At 71.3% G+C, this 18,062-nt stretch carries 19 protein-coding genes; 14 read left to right on the forward strand and 5 right to left on the reverse strand.

Going from position 1 to position 18,062, the window contains the following annotated elements; translation table 11 throughout:
- Positions 1-59 precede the first annotated feature (59 nt).
- The 4 genes from G3576_RS28130 (at position 60) to G3576_RS28145 (ending at position 2,784) form a co-directional block, all read left to right on the forward strand.
- Entirely contained in the window at positions 60-605 is a 546-nt protein-coding gene (locus G3576_RS28130; protein ID WP_164697818.1) for a rhodanese-like domain-containing protein, read from the forward strand.
- A 224-nt stretch (positions 606-829) separates the two neighbouring features.
- Positions 830-1,534, forward strand: a complete 705-nt coding sequence (locus tag G3576_RS28135; protein WP_164697819.1) for a TetR/AcrR family transcriptional regulator — start codon at positions 830-832, stop codon at positions 1,532-1,534.
- A gap of 62 nt (positions 1,535-1,596) precedes the next feature.
- Complete coding sequence (locus G3576_RS28140) at positions 1,597-2,010, forward strand: PaaI family thioesterase (RefSeq protein WP_164697820.1); 414 nt, start codon at positions 1,597-1,599, stop codon at positions 2,008-2,010.
- A 63-nt stretch (positions 2,011-2,073) separates the two neighbouring features.
- Entirely contained in the window at positions 2,074-2,784 is a 711-nt protein-coding gene (locus G3576_RS28145; protein WP_164697821.1) for a metal-dependent hydrolase, read from the forward strand.
- Positions 2,785-2,825: 41 nt separating this feature from the next.
- Here G3576_RS28145 and G3576_RS28150 read toward each other — a convergent pair whose 3' ends face one another.
- Complete coding sequence (locus tag G3576_RS28150) at positions 2,826-3,926, reverse strand: NAD(P)/FAD-dependent oxidoreductase (RefSeq protein ID WP_164697822.1); 1,101 nt, start codon at positions 3,924-3,926, stop codon at positions 2,826-2,828.
- A 149-nt stretch (positions 3,927-4,075) separates the two neighbouring features.
- Between G3576_RS28150 and G3576_RS28155 the strand changes: the two genes are divergently transcribed.
- Positions 4,076-5,116 (forward strand): MBL fold metallo-hydrolase, encoded by a 1,041-nt coding sequence (locus G3576_RS28155; protein WP_164697823.1) that lies wholly within the window; start codon positions 4,076-4,078, stop codon positions 5,114-5,116.
- Positions 5,117-5,330: 214 nt separating this feature from the next.
- Here the strand turns inward: G3576_RS28155 and G3576_RS28160 are convergent, their stop codons facing one another.
- Positions 5,331-5,753: an ester cyclase gene (locus G3576_RS28160; protein WP_164697824.1), complete on the reverse strand. Its 423-nt coding sequence runs from the start codon at positions 5,751-5,753 to the stop codon at positions 5,331-5,333.
- 19 nt (positions 5,754-5,772) lie between these two features.
- Positions 5,773-6,726 (reverse strand): Bug family tripartite tricarboxylate transporter substrate binding protein, encoded by a 954-nt coding sequence (locus G3576_RS28165; protein WP_164697825.1) that lies wholly within the window; start codon positions 6,724-6,726, stop codon positions 5,773-5,775.
- A gap of 192 nt (positions 6,727-6,918) precedes the next feature.
- Here G3576_RS28165 and thrC point away from each other — a divergent pair, with 192 nt between their 5' ends.
- Genes thrC through G3576_RS28190 form a run of 5 tightly spaced genes read left to right on the forward strand, consistent with a single transcriptional unit; the run spans position 6,919 to position 11,684 of the window.
- On the forward strand, positions 6,919-8,322 hold the full coding sequence (thrC, locus tag G3576_RS28170) for a threonine synthase (RefSeq protein ID WP_164697826.1): 1,404 nt from the start codon (positions 6,919-6,921) through the stop codon (positions 8,320-8,322).
- A gap of 50 nt (positions 8,323-8,372) precedes the next feature.
- Positions 8,373-9,650: a M16 family metallopeptidase gene (locus G3576_RS28175; protein WP_164697827.1), complete on the forward strand. Its 1,278-nt coding sequence runs from the start codon at positions 8,373-8,375 to the stop codon at positions 9,648-9,650.
- Positions 9,647-10,978, forward strand: coding sequence for a TldD/PmbA family protein (locus G3576_RS28180; RefSeq protein WP_164697828.1), 1,332 nt, complete (start codon positions 9,647-9,649; stop codon positions 10,976-10,978). Before G3576_RS28175 ends, G3576_RS28180 begins: the two co-directional genes overlap by 4 nt.
- Before the next feature lie 52 nt (positions 10,979-11,030).
- Complete coding sequence (locus G3576_RS32430) at positions 11,031-11,462, forward strand: hypothetical protein (protein WP_164697829.1); 432 nt, start codon at positions 11,031-11,033, stop codon at positions 11,460-11,462.
- 51 nt (positions 11,463-11,513) lie between these two features.
- Positions 11,514-11,684 carry a type II toxin-antitoxin system Phd/YefM family antitoxin gene (locus G3576_RS28190; RefSeq protein WP_164697830.1) on the forward strand — a complete coding sequence of 57 codons (171 nt, stop codon included), beginning with the start codon at positions 11,514-11,516 and terminating at the stop codon, positions 11,682-11,684.
- 142 nt (positions 11,685-11,826) lie between these two features.
- Here G3576_RS28190 and G3576_RS28195 read toward each other — a convergent pair whose 3' ends face one another.
- Positions 11,827-13,428 carry an ABC transporter substrate-binding protein gene (locus tag G3576_RS28195; RefSeq protein WP_235952503.1) on the reverse strand — a complete coding sequence of 534 codons (1,602 nt, stop codon included), beginning with the start codon at positions 13,426-13,428 and terminating at the stop codon, positions 11,827-11,829.
- A 134-nt stretch (positions 13,429-13,562) separates the two neighbouring features.
- Here G3576_RS28195 and G3576_RS28200 point away from each other — a divergent pair, with 134 nt between their 5' ends.
- The 3 genes from G3576_RS28200 (at position 13,563) to G3576_RS28210 (ending at position 16,497) form a co-directional block, all read left to right on the forward strand.
- Positions 13,563-14,549 carry a Tim44 domain-containing protein gene (locus G3576_RS28200; RefSeq protein ID WP_164697831.1) on the forward strand — a complete coding sequence of 329 codons (987 nt, stop codon included), beginning with the start codon at positions 13,563-13,565 and terminating at the stop codon, positions 14,547-14,549.
- 119 nt (positions 14,550-14,668) lie between these two features.
- Positions 14,669-15,793 (forward strand): OpgC family protein, encoded by a 1,125-nt coding sequence (locus tag G3576_RS28205; protein ID WP_164697832.1) that lies wholly within the window; start codon positions 14,669-14,671, stop codon positions 15,791-15,793.
- Positions 15,793-16,497 (forward strand): hypothetical protein, encoded by a 705-nt coding sequence (locus G3576_RS28210; protein WP_164697833.1) that lies wholly within the window; start codon positions 15,793-15,795, stop codon positions 16,495-16,497. Before G3576_RS28205 ends, G3576_RS28210 begins: the two co-directional genes overlap by 1 nt.
- 3 nt (positions 16,498-16,500) lie before the next feature.
- Here the strand turns inward: G3576_RS28210 and G3576_RS28215 are convergent, their stop codons facing one another.
- On the reverse strand, positions 16,501-17,304 hold the full coding sequence (locus G3576_RS28215; protein WP_164697834.1) for an SDR family NAD(P)-dependent oxidoreductase: 804 nt from the start codon (positions 17,302-17,304) through the stop codon (positions 16,501-16,503).
- Between the two features lie 107 nt (positions 17,305-17,411).
- On the opposite strand from G3576_RS28215, the gene G3576_RS28220 reads away from it, so the two are divergent.
- Entirely contained in the window at positions 17,412-17,990 is a 579-nt protein-coding gene (locus G3576_RS28220) for a TetR/AcrR family transcriptional regulator (RefSeq protein WP_164697835.1), read from the forward strand.
- The last annotated feature ends 72 nt before the right edge of the window (positions 17,991-18,062 follow it).

Consider the following 18,062-nt stretch of genomic DNA (forward strand, 5'->3'; position numbering starts at 1 on the left):
TTGGGACAGATAGAAGTCCTGTCCAAGATCACCTTGCGATGACAGGGACGTCGCCGCCCATGCCGCGCAGTATCCTTCCCGTCGAAGCCGCGCGCCTGATGCATCAGGACGGAGCCGTGCTCGTCGATGTGCGGGAGCCCGATGAGCACGCGACGATGCGCATCCCGGGGGCGCGGAACCTGCCCCTGTCGCGGTTGGAACAGGTGGCGCTGGCGGTGACGCCGGGCGCGACGGTCATCTTCCACTGCGGCACCGGCGCCCGCACCGCCGCCCATGCGGCGCGACTTCTGGCGCGGGTGCCGGGGTGCCAGGCCCTCATCGTGGAGGGTGGGATGGATGAATGGCGCGCCGCCGGCCTGCCCATCGTGGAGCAAGCCGGCCAGCCCCTCGACCTCGCCCGCCAGGGACAGATCGCCGTCGGCGGGCTGCTGCTGGCGGGGGAGGCGCTGGGTCTGTTCGTCTCCGACTGGTTCCACCTGGTCGCCGTGGCCATCGGCGTCTTCCTGGTCTTCGGCGGCCTGACGGGCCAGGTCAGCGCGATGCAGGTGCTTCGCCAGATGCCCTGGAATCGTCGGCTCCTTTCGGCGCTGTCAGCCCGCGCCTGAGGCTGGCCGCACCGGCCGGACGCCGGCCTCCGCGAGGCGGCTGCCTCAGGCCAGGCAACGGCGCATTCCCGAGTCAGCCAAGGACCGCGTCATGCAGCGCGGAACGCAGCGCCGCTGGCGACCTGCGGACGGCCGCGGACCGGCCTTCCCGCTGGCCTTCAACCTGTATGGGCTATACAGATGTCGGCGAGACTCGACTGCACGAAGGCTGCCCCTCCCCGGTCATGACGACATCAAGCCCCGCGCCCGTCATGGGCATCCGGGATGAGGTCGCCGCGCTGAAGCGCGAGCGGATCATCACCGCCGCCGTCGAACTCTTCTATGAGCGCGGCTACGAGAACACGACGCTGGACGCGGTGGCGGAACGGCTCGGCGTCACCAAGCCCTTCATCTACGCGCATTTCAGCGCGAAGACCGAGTTGCTGGCGGAGATCTGCACGCGGGGCGTCGCCTCCGCCGTCCGGGCGATGGAGGCCGCGCTGGCGATGGAAGGTGCCTCGCCCGCCGAGAAGCTGGCGGCGCTGGGCCGCCGCTTCGTGACGGCGGTGCTGCAGAGCCAGAAGCTGATTGCCATCTTCACGCGGGAGGAAAAGAACCTCCTGCCCGGCGACTTCCAGCGTGTCAGCCGCATGCGCCGCGACTTCGACCACAAGCTTTCGGGCCTGCTGGAGGAAGGCGTGGCGCAGGGCGAGTTCCGCATCGCCGATCCGCGCCTGGCGGCGCTTGCCATCGGCGGGATGGTGGGCTGGGCCTATGTCTGGTACCGGCCGGCGGGGCGGCTTTCGGTCGAGGAACTGGCCGACGAGATGGCCGCTCTGGTGCTCGCCATGGCGCAGGCGCAGCCTGCCCGGCGCACGGCCGCGAAGGTCAGCCGCGCGCCCGCCAGCCGCGCGCCCCGGACGGCAGCGACCCGCGGCGCGCGGCGCTGAGGCTGGCCATCCCGCCGGGGGCGGGACATGGTGCCGCCGACACTGGACGAGACCTCCTCCGCATGAGCTTCGACCCCGCGACCGAGGGCTGGGAACAGACCGATGCCTGGGGGCTGCCCGAATTCCTCCGCCCCATGTGGATGCGCCCCGACGAGACGGGCTTCTCCTGCGGCTTCCAGCCAAGCCCCGCACTGAACAACGGCCGCGGCGTGATCCATGGCGGGATCCTTGCGACCTACATGGACCATTCGCTCGGCCGCACGGTGCGGGAAGCGGTGGGGCGCGTGCCGATCGCGACCATCCAGCTCGACCTCCACTACCTCGCTCCCGGCGACGTGACGCAATTCGTGACGGTGAAGGGCGACATCACGCGGCAGACGCGCAGCATCGTCTTCATCCGCGGCACGCTGACGCAGAACGGCAAGCCCGTGCTCTCTGCCAACGGGATATGGAAGGTGCTGTCGCCCCGGTCGTGACCCCGGGCTGCGCCGCGCGCCATCCCTTGCTAGAACGGCGCCAGCTTAGCGGGAGAGCATCTGATGAAGATCACCTGGTTCGGCCACTCGGCCTATCGGCTGGAGTTCGGCAACTCCGTCGTGATGATCGACCCCTTCCTGACCGGCAACCCGGTCTTCAAGGGCGATCCCGTCGCGGCCTCGGCCGGCGCCACGCACGTGCTGATCACCCATGGCCACAGCGACCATGTCGGCGACGCGCTGGCGATCCATGAGCGCACCGGCGCGGCCGTCGTCGCCAATTTCGAGATCTGCATGTTCCTGGCCCGCAAGGGCCTCAAGGCCATGGACCCGATGAACACCGGCGGCACGACCGACCAGGGCGAGTTCACGACGACCATGACCATCGCCTTCCATTCCTCCGCGGTGATGGACGAGAACGGCATCACGCAGGACCTCGGCCTGCCGGGCGGGCTCGTCGTGACGCCGAAGATCGCGGGGGAGCCCACGATCTACCACATGGGCGACACCGACGTGTTCTCCGACATGGCGCTGATCGACGAGCTGCATAAGCCGAGCGTCGCCTTCGTGCCGGTCGGCGACCGCTTCACCATGGATGGCAAGCGCGGCGCGCTGGCGGTGAAGCGCTTCCTGCCGAGCGTGAAGACGGCGATCCCGTGCCACTTCGGCACCTTCGGGATGCTGGCGGCGACGCCGGATGCCTTCGTCAGCGCCATGGACGGCGCGTCGGCGAAGGTGCTGGTGCCGGAGATTGGCGTTCCCTTCACCCTTTGACGCAGGGCGCCCTCTCCCCGGTGGGGAGAGGGCTTATCGAGTCAGCCGAAGGCGGCGAGCACCTCGTCAGCCAGCGCCATCGAGGCGGTGAGGCCGGGGCTCTCGATGCCGAACATGTTGACCAGGCCAGGGACGCCGTGGACGGCAGGGCCCTGCACCACGAAATCCTGGCCGGGCGCGCCCTTCGGCACCGTCTTGGGACGGATGCCGCAATAGCCCGGCGCCAGCACGCCATCCGGCAGCTCCGGCCACCAGCGGCGGATGGATTCGTAGAAGCTGTCGCCGCGCCGCGGATCGACGCTGTACTCGATCTCCTCGATCCACTCGACATCCGGCCCGAACCGCGCCTGGCCGCCGAGATCGATCGTCAGATGCGTGCCCAGGCCCCCCGGCACCGGCACGGGATAGATCAGGCGCGAGAAGGGCGACTTCATCGCGAGGGTGAAGTAGTTGCCCTTGGCGTAATAGGCCGTCGGCACATGCTCCGCCGGCAGCCCCGCGATCTTCCGCCCCAGCGCCGGCGCATGCAGCCCCGCGGCGTTCACCAGCATCCGCGTGTGCAGCTGCATCGGCTCCGCGCCACCCACCTGCAGGGCGAAGCCTGAATTGGTGACGGTCACGCCCTCCACCGGCGCATGGAAGACGAACATGCCGCCGGCATGCTCGACGTCGCCCTGCATGGAGAGCATGAAGGCGTGGCTGTCCACGATCCCCGTGGAGGGCGAGACGAGGGCCGCGGTGCAGGTCAGCATGGGCTCGATGGCCCGCGCCTCCGCCCCCGTGATGAAGCGGAGGTCGTCCACGCCATTCACGGCGGCCCGCTGGCGGATGCCCTCCAGCTGCTCAGCCTCGGCCGCGCTGGTGGCGACGATGAGCTTGCCGCAATTCCGGTGCGGCACGCCGCGTTCGGCGCAATAGGCGTAGAGCTTCTTCTTGCCGGCGACACAGGTCTTCGCCATCAGGCTGCCGGCCTTGTAGTAGATGCCGGCGTGGATGACCTCGCTGTTGCGCGACGAGGTCTCGGTGCCGATGCCCTCCGCCGCGTCCAGCACCAGGACTTCCCGCCCCGCCAGGGCCAGGGCGCGCGCGACGGCGATGCCGACCACGCCCGCGCCCACCACCACGCACTCGACCTCTTCCATCGTCGTTCCCGGATCGTCGCTTCCGCCTGATGGGTAGGGCGAAGGCCGCGGCTTGGGAAGGTGCGCCCCCGTCACGAGGCCGGGCGCTTTTCCCGTTGGCAGGGCGCGGCCGGCAGGCGCAGCATCCCCCCAACATCGGAGGAAGCCCCATGAGCATCTTCGGCAGGCGCGCGCCCACAAGGCTGCGGGCGGAGGCGGTGGCGCCATCGCGACGGCAATTGCTGGCCATGGGCTGCGCCTGCTGCGTCGCCTCCGGCCTGCCGATCAGCGAGGCCGTGGCCCAGTCCGCCGGCGTGCAGCGGCACCTGGAAGCGGCGCGCCAGGCCGCGGGGAGCGACCTGCAGCACCTGCTCCGCCTCGGCGAGGAGGCGTCCCCGACGCCCGGGCTGCGCCTGCCCACGCCGAACGACCTGCGCGCCATGCCGACGCCGCCGCCGGCCAGGGCCTTCGACAACCTCGTCTTCCTTGGCAACCACTGGGTCAGCGCCTGGGCGCTGCTGACCAGCGACGGCATCATCCTGATCGACGGCATGGACCACGACGCCATGGCGGAGCGGGACATCGATGGCGGGCTGCGGCGGCTCGGCCTGGATCCGGCCCAGGTGAAGCTGGTGATCGTGACGCATGGCCATGCCGACCATTACGGCGGCTGCGGCCACTTCACCCGCCGCTACGGCAGCCGCGTGGTGGCCAGCGAGGTGGACTGGCAGATGATGGAATCCGGGCGGCTGGAGTTCGACCGGCCCGAACTCGGCCGCCCGCCCCGGCGCGACATCTCTGTCAGCGACGGCAGCCAGGTCAGGCTCGGCGACACGGTGGTCGATATCCTGTCCACGCCAGGGCACACCCGAGGCACGATCAGCCTGATCTTCGACTTGAAGCAGGGCGCCTCCACCCACCGGGCGATGCTCTGGGGCGGGACCTCCTTCAATTTCGGCCGCCAGCCCGACCGCATCCCGCGCCTGCAAAGCTACATCGACGGCGCCGCCCGGGCGCGGGACGTCGCCGGGCAGCGCAACATCGACGTGTTCCTGTCCAACCACAGCCATTTCGACCAGGCGATCACCAAGCTGGAGCGGATGCGCGGCGGGGGCGAGAACCTCTTCGTCAACGGCGTGGGCACGACGCAGCGGGCGCTGACCGTGATGCATGAGTGCGCGCGGGCGACGATGGTGGCCTGGACGGCGTGAAGTGTGGCTTTTTAGTCACTAAGCGACTTATGCCGATTATGCCGATTATGGGCGTTTAGCACCGATTTTCGGGCGTGCGTTCGGGATGGAAGGGGGGGGACGCTGCTCCCCCCCAGCCAGGGTCCAGCGGGCCTCTGCACCGCGAGGCTCCGAGCGTGATTCCGGCGCGTGATGCCAAGAACATAGACGGAACAAGACGCGGAATCCAGCAGATTCAGGGCAGGGATGCGACCGTGGCGCCCAGCTGCTGGCGCACCGAATCGACATCGCCTAGCACCCACAGGCTGGTGATCCTCTCTCCATCCGTGGCGAAGAAGGCGGCGCCGGACCAGGCGATGGGGCGGAAGGTGGGGGCCACGCCGAAGAAGGGACCGCGATGGGTGCCGGCGAAGCGCATGCGCGCGGCGGCGCGGCGATCCTCCGCGACGATCTCCTCGATCGTGCAGGTATAGCCGCCGAGCGCGGCGTGGATCAGGCGCATGTAGTCGATGAAGCCCTCAGGCCCCGTCTTCTCCGGCCCCAGCGAGGCGCGGAAGCGGAAACCGGGGCTGAGGATCTCCCGCGCCACGGCCTCGTCGGCCTGGTTCCAGACCTCATGGTAGAAACGCTCGACGAGGCGTGTGGGCGGGGTCGGCATCGCGGCGGGGCTCCTCCGCTCAATTCTGCTGCACCCCCGCCGCCTTCACCACCGGCGCCCAGACCCGCGCGAAATCCGCCACCACCGCCTGGAATTCCGCCGCCGTCAGGGCGCGGGCCGGCGGGTAGAGGCCGGCGGCTTCCAGGCGCTGCACGGTGTCGGCCTCCGTCACGATGCGCGCCACGGCGGCGTTGACCCGCGCGACGAAGGCCGGGTCCATGCCGCGGGGGCCGGAGACGCCGGTCCAACTGGTGGCGGAGAGGGCCGGGAAGCCGAGGGAGGCGTAGGTCGGCACGCCCGGCAGGGGGGCGAAGGCGTCCGTGGAGGAGACGGCCAGCGCCCTTGCCTGGCCGCCGGTGATGGCGCCGGTGGTTCCGGCGAGTGGCGTCAGCAGGCTGTCCACCGTGCCGCCGATCAGGTCCTGCAAAGCGGGGCCGGTGCCGCGATAGGGGACATGGACCAGGCGGGCGCCGGTCAGGCTGCCCAGCATCTCCCCTTGCAGGTGCTGGAGCGATCCGACGCCGGTGGAGGCGAAGCTCAGGCCCTGGGCGCGGGATTTCGCGGCGGCCAGGAAATCCGCGAGGCTCCGGTAGGGGCTGGCGGCCGGCACCAGCAGCACGGTCGGCGTCTCCGCCACCATGGCCATGTGGGTGAAGTCGCGGTCGCTGTCGTAGGGCGGGTTGGCGGCGGCCAGCGGCACGATCCCGTGGGGGGAGGTGTTGGAGATCCCGATGGTGTTGCCGTCGGGCGCGGCCCTGGCCATCGCCTCCGCCCCCAGCATGCCGCCGGCGCCGGGGCGGTTCTCCACCACGATGGTCCGGCCGAGGGCGGCGGAGAGGGGTGGTGCCACGATCCTTGCCGTGACGTCGGACGCGCCGCCGGGGGCGAAGGGGACGATCATGCGGATGGCGGGCCCGGATTGGGCATGGGCCAGGCCCGGAATGACCAGCAACAGGGCAAGCAGCGCGCGCATCAGGTGGTTTCCCGCGGTTTCGCCTTGGGTTCTGCAATGTGCGTGCCGCCCGGTTTGTCGAGTAATTCCAACCTGATGACGGTCCAGGCCCGTCTCGGGCCTGGCGGGTGGGGTCCGGGGAGGGCAGCGCCCTCCCCGTTTTCCCCGCCCCTCCCCTCGCCCGGAGCCCCCCGCCGCACTAGGTTGCGCGCCATGCGCTACATCTCCACCCGTGGCGAGGCTCCGCCCCGCGACTTCGAAGGCGTTCTCCTGGCCGGGCTGGCCGAGGATGGGGGCCTGTTCGTTCCCGAGACCTGGCCGGTGCTGACCAGCGCGCAGTGGCGTGCGCTGCGGGGCCTGCCCTATCCGCAGCTGGCGGCGCGCATCCTGTCGCTGTTCACCGGCGGGCAGCCGGATGAGGCGACGCTGCGCCCGATGCTGGAGAAGGCCTATGCCTCCTTCTCCACCCCCGCGGTGGCGCCGCTGGTGCAGATCGACCATCGGACCTTCGCGCTGGAGCTGTTCCACGGCCCGACGCTCGCCTTCAAGGACATGGCGATGCAGGCGCTGGGGCCGCTCTTCGACCATGTGCTGACCAGGCGTGGGGAGCGGGTGACGATCGTCGGCGCGACGAGCGGCGACACGGGTTCGGCGGCGATCGAGGCCTGCCGGGATCGCAGCGCCATCGACATCGTCATCCTGCATCCCGAGGGAAGGACCAGCGCGGTGCAGCGCCGGCAGATGACCACGGTGATGGCGGACAACGTCGCCAATGTCGCGGTGGACGGGTCCTTCGACGATTGCCAGGATCTGGTGAAGGCGATGTTCGCCGATGCCGGGTTCCGCGGCGAGATGCGGCTGTCCGCCGTCAATTCCATCAACTGGGCGCGGATCGCCCTGCAGATCCCCTACTACGTCGCCTCCGCGCTCGCGCTGGGCGCGCCGGACCGGGAAGTGGCCTTCGCCGTGCCGACGGGCAATTTCGGCAATGTGCTGGCGGCCTGGGCGGCGCGGCGGATGGGGCTGCCGATTGCGCAGCTCATCGTGGGGTCGAACCGCAACGACATCCTGGTGCGCTGGATCACAGGCAACGACATGTCGGCGCGGGCGGTCGAGCCCTCCCACAGCCCGTCCATGGACATCCAGGTCAGCTCCAATTTCGAGCGGCTGCTGTTCGAGCTGCTGGGGCGGGATGCGAAGGCGACGGCGGAGACGATGCGGCGCTTCCGGGCGGAGGGGCGGATGCCCGTGCCCGATGGCGCGTGGCGGAGCGCCTGCCAGGTCTTCCGTGGCTTCGCGCTGGATGATCCGGGGACTCTCGAGGAAATCACCAGGCTGCATGGCCAGGGGTATCTCGCGGACCCGCATACCGCGATCGGCATCGCGGCCGCGATGCATGTGCCGCCGAGCGATCCCGCCATCCCGGTGATCGTCGCCGCCACCGCGCATCCCGCGAAGTTTCCGGATGCGGTGCGCCAGGCGACGGGGGTGGAGGCGCCGCTGCCGCCGCGCCTCTCCGATCTGTATGACCGGCCGGAGCGTTTCACGCGCCTGCCCAATGACCTCGCCCAGGTGGAGGCCTTCGTGCGCGCCCATGCGCGCCGGAACACCGCCTGAGCCGTTCCACGACGCATCGCCCGGCACCGGGCGCAAGGACAACGACACCCATGTCTGACGCGACCAACGACGCCATCCGCCTGACCCGCCTGCCGAACGGCCTGACCGTCGTCTCGGAGCGCATGCCGCGGGTGGAGACCGTCTCCATCGGCGCCTATGTCAATGCCGGCACGCGGCATGAGGCGGCGCCGGAGAACGGCGTCTCCCACTTCCTCGAGCACATGGCCTTCAAGGGCACGGAGCGCCGGGATGCGGCGGCCATCGCGCGGGAGATCGAGAATGTCGGCGGCCACCTGAACGCCTACACCTCCCGCGAGAACACCGCCTACTACGCCAAGGTGCTGAAGGAGGATGTGGGGCTGGCGGCCGACATCCTGGGCGACATCCTCAGCCATTCCTCCTTCGTGCCGGAGGAGCTGGAGCGCGAGCGCGGCGTGATCCTGCAGGAGATCGGCCAGGCCAACGACACGCCGGACGACATCGTCTTCGACCATTTCCAGTCCACCGCCTATGCCGCGCAGGCGATGGGGCGGCCGGTGCTGGGGACGGAGGAGACCGTCTCCGCCATGACGCGCGACGCGCTGACGGGCTATATGCGCCGCCATTACGGGCCGAGCCGCATGGTGGTGGCCGCCGCCGGCGCGCTGGAGCACGAGGCGCTGCTGGACCTCGTCGGCAAGCACTTCGCCGACCTGCCGGAGGCGGCGGAGGCGTCGGCGGAGCCCTCGATCTACACCGGCGGCGAGTTCCGGGAGGAACGGGACCTCGACCAGGTGCATCTGGTGCTGGGCTTCCCCTCCGTCTCGGCGACCGACAAGCTGCACACGGCGACGCAACTGCTCTCCACGCTGCTGGGCGGCGGCATGTCGTCCCGGCTGTTCCAGGAGATCCGGGAGAAGCGCGGCCTCGTCTATTCCATCTACTCCTTCGCCTCCCCCTTCCAGGACCATGGCGTCTTCGCGGTCTATGCCGGCACCGGCGAGGACCAGGCGGAGGAGCTGGTGCCAGTGACCTTGGCGGAGTTGCTCAAGGTGCAGCGCGACGTGACGGAGGATGAGCTGAACCGCGCCAAGGCGCAGCTTCGCGCCTCTCTCCTGATGTCGCTGGAAAGCACCGGCAGCCGCTGCGAACAGCTGGCGCGGCAGCTGCAGGTGCATGGCCGCATCATCCCGGTGGAGGAGACCAAGGCCCGCATCGCCGCCGTGACGGTGGAGCAGGTGCAGGAAGCCGCGGCACGCATGTTCCGCGGCGCGCCGACGCTGACGGCGCTCGGCCCGGCGACGAAGGTGCCGGGGCTGGCGGCGATCCGGGAGCGGCTGGCGGCATGAACAATCTGGACGTGCTCGCGGACCTCGTCGCGGCGGCGAAGCGGGCGGGCGCCGACAGCGCGGATGCGCTGCTGGTCAGCAATGCCTCGCTCTCCGTCGCGCGCCGCCTCGGCAAGATCGAGCAGCTGGAGCGGTCGGAGGGCTTCGACCTCGGGCTGCGCGTGTTCCTGGGCAGGCGGCAGGCGATCGTCTCCTCGACCGTCGCCGATCCGCGCGGCTTCGCGGCGCTGGCGGAGCGCGCGGTGGCGATGGCGAAGGTCGTGCCGGAGGACCCGTTCGGGGGCCTCGCCGACCGCTTCGACGCGCCGCGGGATGCCGGGCCGCTCGACCTCGACGATCCCAGCGAGCCGACGGCCGAGCAGCTGATCGAACGCGCGGCGGCGGCGGAGGAGACGGCGCTGGCGGTGCAGGGCGTGACCAACAGCGAGGGCGCGGATGCCAGCTGGGGGCGCGTGCGCATCGCCCTCGCCACCAGCGCGGGCTTCGCCGGGGCCTATTCCCGGTCCTCCCACAGCATCTCCTGCACCGCGCTGGCGGGCAGCGGGACGGGGATGGAGCGCGACTACGATTTCTCGTCGGTCGTCCACCTGGAGGACCTCGACGATCCCGCGGCGATCGGACGCAGGGCGGCGGAGCGGGCGATCGCACGGCTGAACCCGGTGCGGGCAAAGACGGCGCGCATCCCCGTGGTGTTCGACCCGCGCGTGTCGTCCTCCATCCTTGGCCATCTGCTGGGCGCCATCAACGGGGCGGCGGTGGCGCGGGGGACGAGCTTCCTGGCGGGGCGCGTCGGCACCCAGGTGCTGGCCAAGGGGCTGACGGTGAAGGACGACCCGCTGCGGCGGCGCGGCCTGCGGTCCCGCCCCTTCGACGGCGAAGGCATGGCGGGCACGCCGCGCGCCATCGTCGAGGATGGGGTGCTGAACACCTGGATCATGGATTGGCGCAGCGCGCGGCAGTTGGGCCTTGAGTCCACCGGCCATGCCAGCCGGGGGACGGGCGGGCTGCCGGGGCCGGCGCCCTCCAACCTCTGGCTGGAGCCGGGCGCGCTGACGCCGGCGGCGCTGATGGCGGACATCCGTGAAGGCCTCTACGTCACCGACCTCATCGGCATGGGCGTGAATGGCGTGACGGGCGACTACAGCCGCGGCGCGGCGGGCTTCATGATCCGCGACGGCGCGCTGGCGGAGCCGGTGAGCGAGATCACCATCGCGGGCAACCTCAAGGACATCTTCCTGAACCTGACGGCGGCGAACGACCTGGTGTTCCGCCGCGGCACGGATGCACCGACCTTGCGGATCGAGGGGCTGACGCTGGCGGGGGCCTGATCACCGTCGCGCGACGCCGGCATCCCGCGCATGGCGCCACCGTTTCGGCGCCATGCGATGGACCCTGGTGTTGCTGGCCCTGCTGCCGGCCTGCGAGGCGGCGCAGGGCGTCGATGACCGGCTGAGACGGATCGACCTGCTGGACCGGGTCTTCGAGCCCGAGCGCTTCCGCCCGCCGCCGGCGCCCCTCCCCGCCCCTGCCCCGCCGCCACCCGTGCCCGAACCCGAGCCGGTGGCGATGCAGGCGCCGGAGGCCGATCCGGCGCCGTGGTTCCCGGAACCCGATCCCGTCCCCGCCCCGGACCCGGCCACCCGCACCCAGGCGCTGCTGCGCCAGCAGCCCTGGCTGTCGCGCTTCTGGTCGGAACTCACACCCGCGCAGCAGGCCCGCGTGGCGCGCCGGCTGCCCGGCGACAGCGCCGCGCGATGGGACGGGATGGGGCTGACGGATCGCGTGACGCTGCTATACGGAGGGGCTGGCTAGACGAAACGGACCGAAACGGTTCCAACGCCTGTTCCGAGTAGGTTGGCCTGCATGAGCCGAGAAACCCGCGTGACCGCCTATGAGGCCGAGATGCGACTGGCCCTGCTGCTCGACCTGGTGGCGCAAGGCGAGACGGTGGTGATCACGCGGCGGGGGGAGGCCGTGGCCCTGCTGGCTCCACCCCAGGCTTCCCCGCGCCCGGAAGCCGGGCGCGAGGGCTGAGCCGCTCATAGCAACGGCCCTTTCGCGTGACCGCTCAGGCCCCCCTCAGACGCGTCGTGCCGGAGGCACGCCTACGGCGTGACGCATAGGCCGCGGCGCCCATTCGGGCGCTCGGACCGGTCAAGAGACCGGTCCGCTGGTATCAATCCACGCGGATCTCCCGCACCTGCACCTGGTTGTCCGCGCGGTGCGTCACCGCGACGCCCGCACGATGCGCCCAGGGGATCATCATGTGGTACATCGGGATGTGGCCGAGATCGGCGTTGTGGATGGCATGCGCCTCCCGGATCAGGGCGCGGCGGGCCTCCGGGTCGCCTTCCTGGTCGATGCGCGGGATCAGCGCGTCGAAGGCCTGGTTGCTGTAGCCGCCGCCATTCCAGGTGGCCGCGCCACCCACGCTGCGGGAGGCCATGATGGCGCGCAGCGTGTAGCTGGCATCGAAGGTCGGCACGCCCCAGGACAGGGCATACATCATCGGCTCCTGCCGCCGGATGCGCTGGCTGAAGACCGCGTTGGGCTGGATCGTCAGCTGCGCGCGGATGCCGACGCGGGCCAGCATGCCCGCCACCGCCTGGCAGGCCTCGTCATAGGTGCCGACGGGGCATTCGAAGGGGACGGTGAAGCCGTTGGGGTAGCCGGCTTCGGCCAGCAGGGCGCGGGAGCGCGCCAGGTCGAAGGGCAGGCGCCGATCGGCGTCCTGCGACCAGCCATTCACGAACTGCGTCCACATGCTGCCCGTCGGCACGCCCTGGCCGCGCAGCGTCGTCCGCCGCAGCGCATCGAGGTCCAGCGCATGGGCGATGGCCTGGCGGACGCGGAGGTCCTTGAAGGGGTTGCGGCCGCGCACGTCGCTGCCGGCCAGCTCCTCCACATCCTGCCGCAGGCCGAGCCAGACGGTCCGGTTCTCCTGTCCCTCCAGGATGCGGAGCCGCGGGTCGCGCTGGATGCGCGCCACGTCCTGCACGGGGACGACATGGACCATGTCCACCTCCCCCGACAGCAGCGCGGCCATGCGGGTGGCGTCGGAGGTGAGCGTGATGTGGTGGTATTCCGTCACGTTGCCCCGCGGCGCCACGCCGGCGGCGGTGCCCCACCAGGCGGGGTTGCGGACCATGACGGTGCGCTGCTCGGCCTCCCGCGACCGGATCACGAAGGGACCGGTGCCGTTGGCGTTGCGGACGGTGAAGGTCTCCTCCCGCTGCGCGAAGTTCTGCGGCACGGTGGCGCGGTGGGTCTCCGCCCAGCCGCGATCCATCATCATCACCCGCGTCAGCTTGTCGGGGATGACGGGGTCCGGCACGCGGGTGACGATGTCGACCGTCAGGCGATCGACGGCCACGGCCTCCGCCACCGTATCGACGAAGATGCCGTAGTTGGAGGTGGGCGCCAAAGCGCGCTGGATGCTGAAGACGACGTCGTCGGAGTCGAAGGCCTCGCCGCCCGCGAACTTCACGCCATCCCGCAGGTGGAAGCGCCAGCGGGTGGGTTCGACCTGTTCCCAGCGGGAGGCCAGGCCGGGCTGGACCTTGAGGTCGTCGCCGCGATGGGTCAGGCCCTCATAGACCTGGTGGACGACGAGGAAGGTGAACAGCGCGTTGGTGGCGTGGGGGTCGAGTGTCGCGGCGTCCACGCTGGTGGCCATGCGGAAGACGCGGCCGGGCGAGGACGGCGTTCCCTGCGCCAGGGCCTGACCGCCCAGCAGGGCGGCCGCGGCCACCCCCAGCATCCATGTCCGTCGCGCCATTCGCTGATCCCCTGTCCTTACGAGGGCGACAGGGTGGCGCGCGACAACTTCCGAGAAAAGGGGCATTCGCAATTCTGCAGGACCCTTCCTATATTACCGATCGGAAACCCAAAGCCGGAGGATTCGACCCCCCCATGCGACGCACCGCACGCCTTATGACCGCCCTTGCCGTGGTGACACTTGCCCTCGGCCCGGCTCTGGCCGAGGCGCGACCGGGCGGGCGCTCCTCCTCGGGCAGCCGGGGCAGCCAGACCTATTCCGCGCCGCCGAGCACCCAGACCGCGCCCGGCAGCGCGCAGCAGATGCAGCGTACCCAGCAGCCGCCGAGCCAGGCCGCGAACCCGGCCGCTGCGGCCGCGCGCCCCGGCGTGCCGGCCGCCGCGCAGGGCAGCTTCTTCAGCCGCAACCCGATGATGGCGGGGCTGATGGGCGGCCTGCTGGGCGCCGGCCTCTTCGGCCTGCTCTCGGGCTCCGGCCTGTTCGGCGGCATGGCCGGCTTCGCGAGCTTCATCGGCCTGCTGCTGCAGGTCGCGCTGATCGCGGGCCTCGTGTTCCTGGTGATGCGCCTGGTGCGGGGCGCGCGGCGCCCGGCCGTGGCCGCGGGGCCGCAGGGCTATGCGCGGGACATGAACGGCGCCGGTGACGGCCGCCGTCCGATGAACACCGGCATGGGCATGGGTGCGATGGCCGGCGGCGCCGCCGCCGTCGCCACCCGCCCCATCCAGGTCACGCCGGCCGATTTCGAGACCTTCGGCCAGGCGCTGCTGGACGTGAACGCCGCCTGGTCCCGCCAGGATCTGGAGGCGCTGCGCCGGCTCTCCACGCCGGAGATGACCAACTACTTCGCGCAGGACCTGTCGGACCTCCGCGCCCGTGGCTGGACCAACACCAGCAGCGACGTGCGCCTGGAAGCCGGCGACCTCAGCGAGGCCTGGGAGGAGAACGGCCAGCACTACGCGACGGTCGCGATGCGCTTCTCCCTGGTCGATGTCACGCGCGACGCGACCGGCAAGGTGGTGGAGGGTCACCCCACCAACCGCGAGACGGCGACGGAGCTCTGGACCTTCGTCCGCTTCCCCGGCGAGGCCTGGCGCCTTTCCGCCATCCAGCAGACGGGCTGAACCGAGGGGGGCCGAAAGGCCCCCCTTTCCCGTTCCCGTGCGTCTTGAATACAGATTACAGAACGTCCATCTGCCCGCGCGGGACGCGGCTGGCCTCAGGGCCCAGGGCAGGTGGCACCATGCAGCGCGAATGGCGGATCGATCTGTTCCGGGGCCTCGCCCTGGTGATGATCTTCGTCAACCACATCCCCGACAATCCGCTGACCGCCTTCACCACGGCCGCCTATGGCTTCTCCGATGCCGCGGAGGGCTTCGTGCTGATGGCGGGCATCGCCGCGGGGCTGGTGTTCCTGAAGCGCCTCGATGCGGGGGGCGGCGTCGCGGTGACGGCGCAGGCCTGGCGGCGGGCCTTCGACCTCTATGCCGCGCATCTGCTGACCGTGCTGCTGGCCTGCGCCATCGTCGCGCATGCCGCCAGCGCGCAGGGCGACCCGCGGCTGCTGGGCTGGGTCAATCTCGGCCCGGTCTTCGACGACACGGCGGCGGCGCTGGTCGGCGTGGTGCTGCTGGGGCACCAGCCCGGCTACCTGAACATCCTGCCCCTCTATATCGTGTTCCTGCTGCTGCTGCCGGCGCTGCTGCCGCTGGCGGCGGCGCGGCCGCGGGCGCTGCTGCTGGCCTCGGGCCTGGTCTGGGCGGTGGCGAACCACTGGAACCTCAACCTGCCGCATTATCCGAACGAGGATGGCTGGTTCTTCAACCCGCTGGCCTGGCAGTTCCTCTTCGTCATCGGGCTCGTCATCGGCACGCGGATGGCGCGCGGCCTGCCGGTGGTCCCGCGGTCCAACACGCTGCTGGCGCTGGCGGTGGGCTACCTGCTGGTGACCCTGGTCATCAGCCTGGACGAGGAGTTGGTCTGGCCGGTGCTGCCGCTGCCCTGGTTCCTCTACGGGCTGGACAAGACCTGGCTGACCCTGCCGCGGCTGCTGCATGCGCTGGCCCTCGCCCTGGTGCTGGCACGGCTGCCGGTGGCGGAAGCGCTGGCGGCGCTGGACCGGCGGGGCGTGCTGGTGATGCTGGGGAGGAACGCGCTGCCGGTCTTCTGCGCGGGGTCGGTGCTGGCGATCGGCGCGCAGGTCGCCCGCTTCGTGTGGGAGGCGGGGGTGGCGCTGGAGATGGCGCTGGTGCTGGGTGGCATCGCGATCCAGGTGGCGCTGGCGGCGACGCTGGCCTGGATGGATCGCGGCCGCAAGGCGCCGGCACGGCCGAAGCTGGCGGAAGGCGCCGCGACGGAGGGGGCGTGATGCGACGGATGATCCCGACCCTGCTGCTGGCAGGGTTCCTGGCAGGGGCGCTGGCCTGGACGCCAGGCACCGCACGGGCGGGCGCCTGCCCGGGACCGGTGCCGGAGGCCGATCTCGGCGCCGGGCTGCCGCGACTGGCCGCCGCATTGGGCGCCGGGCAGGCCGTGGACATCCTGCTGGTCGGCATGGGCGGGGCGCGGGCCGGCGGGCAGGAAAGCCCCTTCGCGCAGAGCCTGGCGCAGGCCCTGCAGGACCGCTTGCCGGGGCGGGAGGTGCGCATCCAGATCATCCCGACCACCGGCATGCTGGCGAAGGATTCGGCGGAGCGCGTGCGCCGGGCGGCGACGGAGACGGAGCCCGCGCTGGTGGTCTGGCGCACCGGCATGGCCGATGCGCTGTCCATGACCGATCCCGCCAAGTTCGGCCTGACCATCCGCCGCGTCGCCGAATGGCTGGCGGCGCAGCAGTCCGACCTGGTGCTGGTGGACCTGGCCTATCACGCGGGATCGGCGCAGGAGCCGACCTATCGGCGCTATGTGGAGGCACTCGGCGGCGCCGTGCGCGGCATGCCCGTGCCGGTCTTCCGCCGCTACGCCATCATGGAGGCCTGGTCGCGCCAGGGCACCGCGCCCGGCGCCGCGCTCGGCGAGGCCTGCCTCGGCGAGATGCTGGGCGCCGCGGTGGCGCGCCAGGCCGGACGCTGAGAACTACGCCGCGCCGCGATACCGCGCCGCGGGGTGGTTCAGCGACAGGTTCGGGCCCATCGCCGCGCGGGCGGCCTGGAAGGCCTCCCACTGCGCGAGGTCCGGCAGGGCGGGCAGCGTCACGGCCTCGCCCAGGTCGAGCCCGGCCAGGGCCGCATCCACCATCTCCGCCGCCTCCATCAGCATTTGGGCGGGCAGGGCCGAGAGGGCGGTGCCGGCGCGGTCCCAGATCTCGGTGCGGGTGGCACCGGGCAGCACGGCCTGCACGCGCACGCCCCTGCCCGCGAGTTCCGCCTGCAGGGCCTGGGTCAGGTTCAGGACGAAGGCCTTGGTGCCGGAATAGGCGCCGTTGAACATCTCCGGCACCAGGGCGAGCACGCTGGCGATGTTGATGATCGTGCCTTCGCCCCGCGGCGCGAAGGCCTGGGCGGCCGCGACGGCGAGCCGCATCGCGGCCACGACGTTGAGCCGGACCATCGCCTCCAGCCGGCCCGGATCGGCGGCCAGCAGCGGCGCGGCGACGGCCATGCCGGCATTGTTCACGAGCACGCCGATGCGTGCATCCTCGCGCAGCCGCGCCTCCAGCCCGCGCAGGGCGCCGTCATCGGCGAGGTCGGCCGGCAGCACCTCCACCGCCCTGCCCGTCTCCGCCCGCAGCCGCGCGGCCACGGCATCGAGCCGCGCCTGGTCGCGGGCGACGAGGATGAGGTCATGGCCGCGCCGCGCCAGGCGGTCGGCATAGAGGGCACCGATGCCGGTGGAGGCGCCGGTGACGAGGGCGGTCATGCCCTGGGCTTTCTGGTTCATCGGGATCTCCGGGGCGCCATCGCGCCGTTTTTGATAGCGGTTGCCATCATTGACGTTAAGATTGCGATCGCTATTATTGCTGTCAAGCGGGCGATGGAGGGCTGGCGATGCGGGTGTCCCGGGAGCAGGCGGCGGAGAACCGGGCGCGGATCCTGGAGGCCGCGGCGCGGCTGTTCCGCGAACGCGGCCTCCATGGCGTCGGCGTCGATGCGCTGGGGGAGGCCGCGGGCATGACCCATGGCAGCCTCTACAGCCAGTTCGGGTCGAAGGAGGCGCTGGCGGCGGAGGCGGTTGCCCTGGCCATGGCCGGCAGCGGCGGTGCGAAGCTCGGCCAGGCGAGTCCCGGCACCGGCGCGCTGCGGGCCTTCGTCGAGAGCTACCTCTCGCCGCGGCATCGCGACGCCCCCGGCACGGGGTGCCCCTTCGCCGCCATGGGCAGCGAGGTGCCGCGCCAGCCGGCCAGCGTGCGTGCCCGCTTCACGGAGGGGCTGCGGCTGATGGCGGGCAACGTCGCCGCGATGCTGGCGCCGGCCTCCGCGACAGCGGAGGAGGAGGCGCTGGCCGTGGTCGCGACGATGATCGGGGCGATGACGCTGGCGCGCGCCGTCGATGACCCGGCGCTGTCCGAGCGCATCCTGGAAGCGGCGCGGAATCGCCTCGCCGCCTCCCTGCCCGCCGACGCCTGAACCCTGACCGAGGTATCGCGATGCCTGCCGCACCAACCGCTTCCGGTCTGGCCCAGCCGTGACCGCCGGGCG

Source organism: Falsiroseomonas algicola, from assembly GCF_011040385.1.
GTDB lineage: Bacteria > Pseudomonadota > Alphaproteobacteria > Acetobacterales > Acetobacteraceae > Falsiroseomonas > Falsiroseomonas algicola.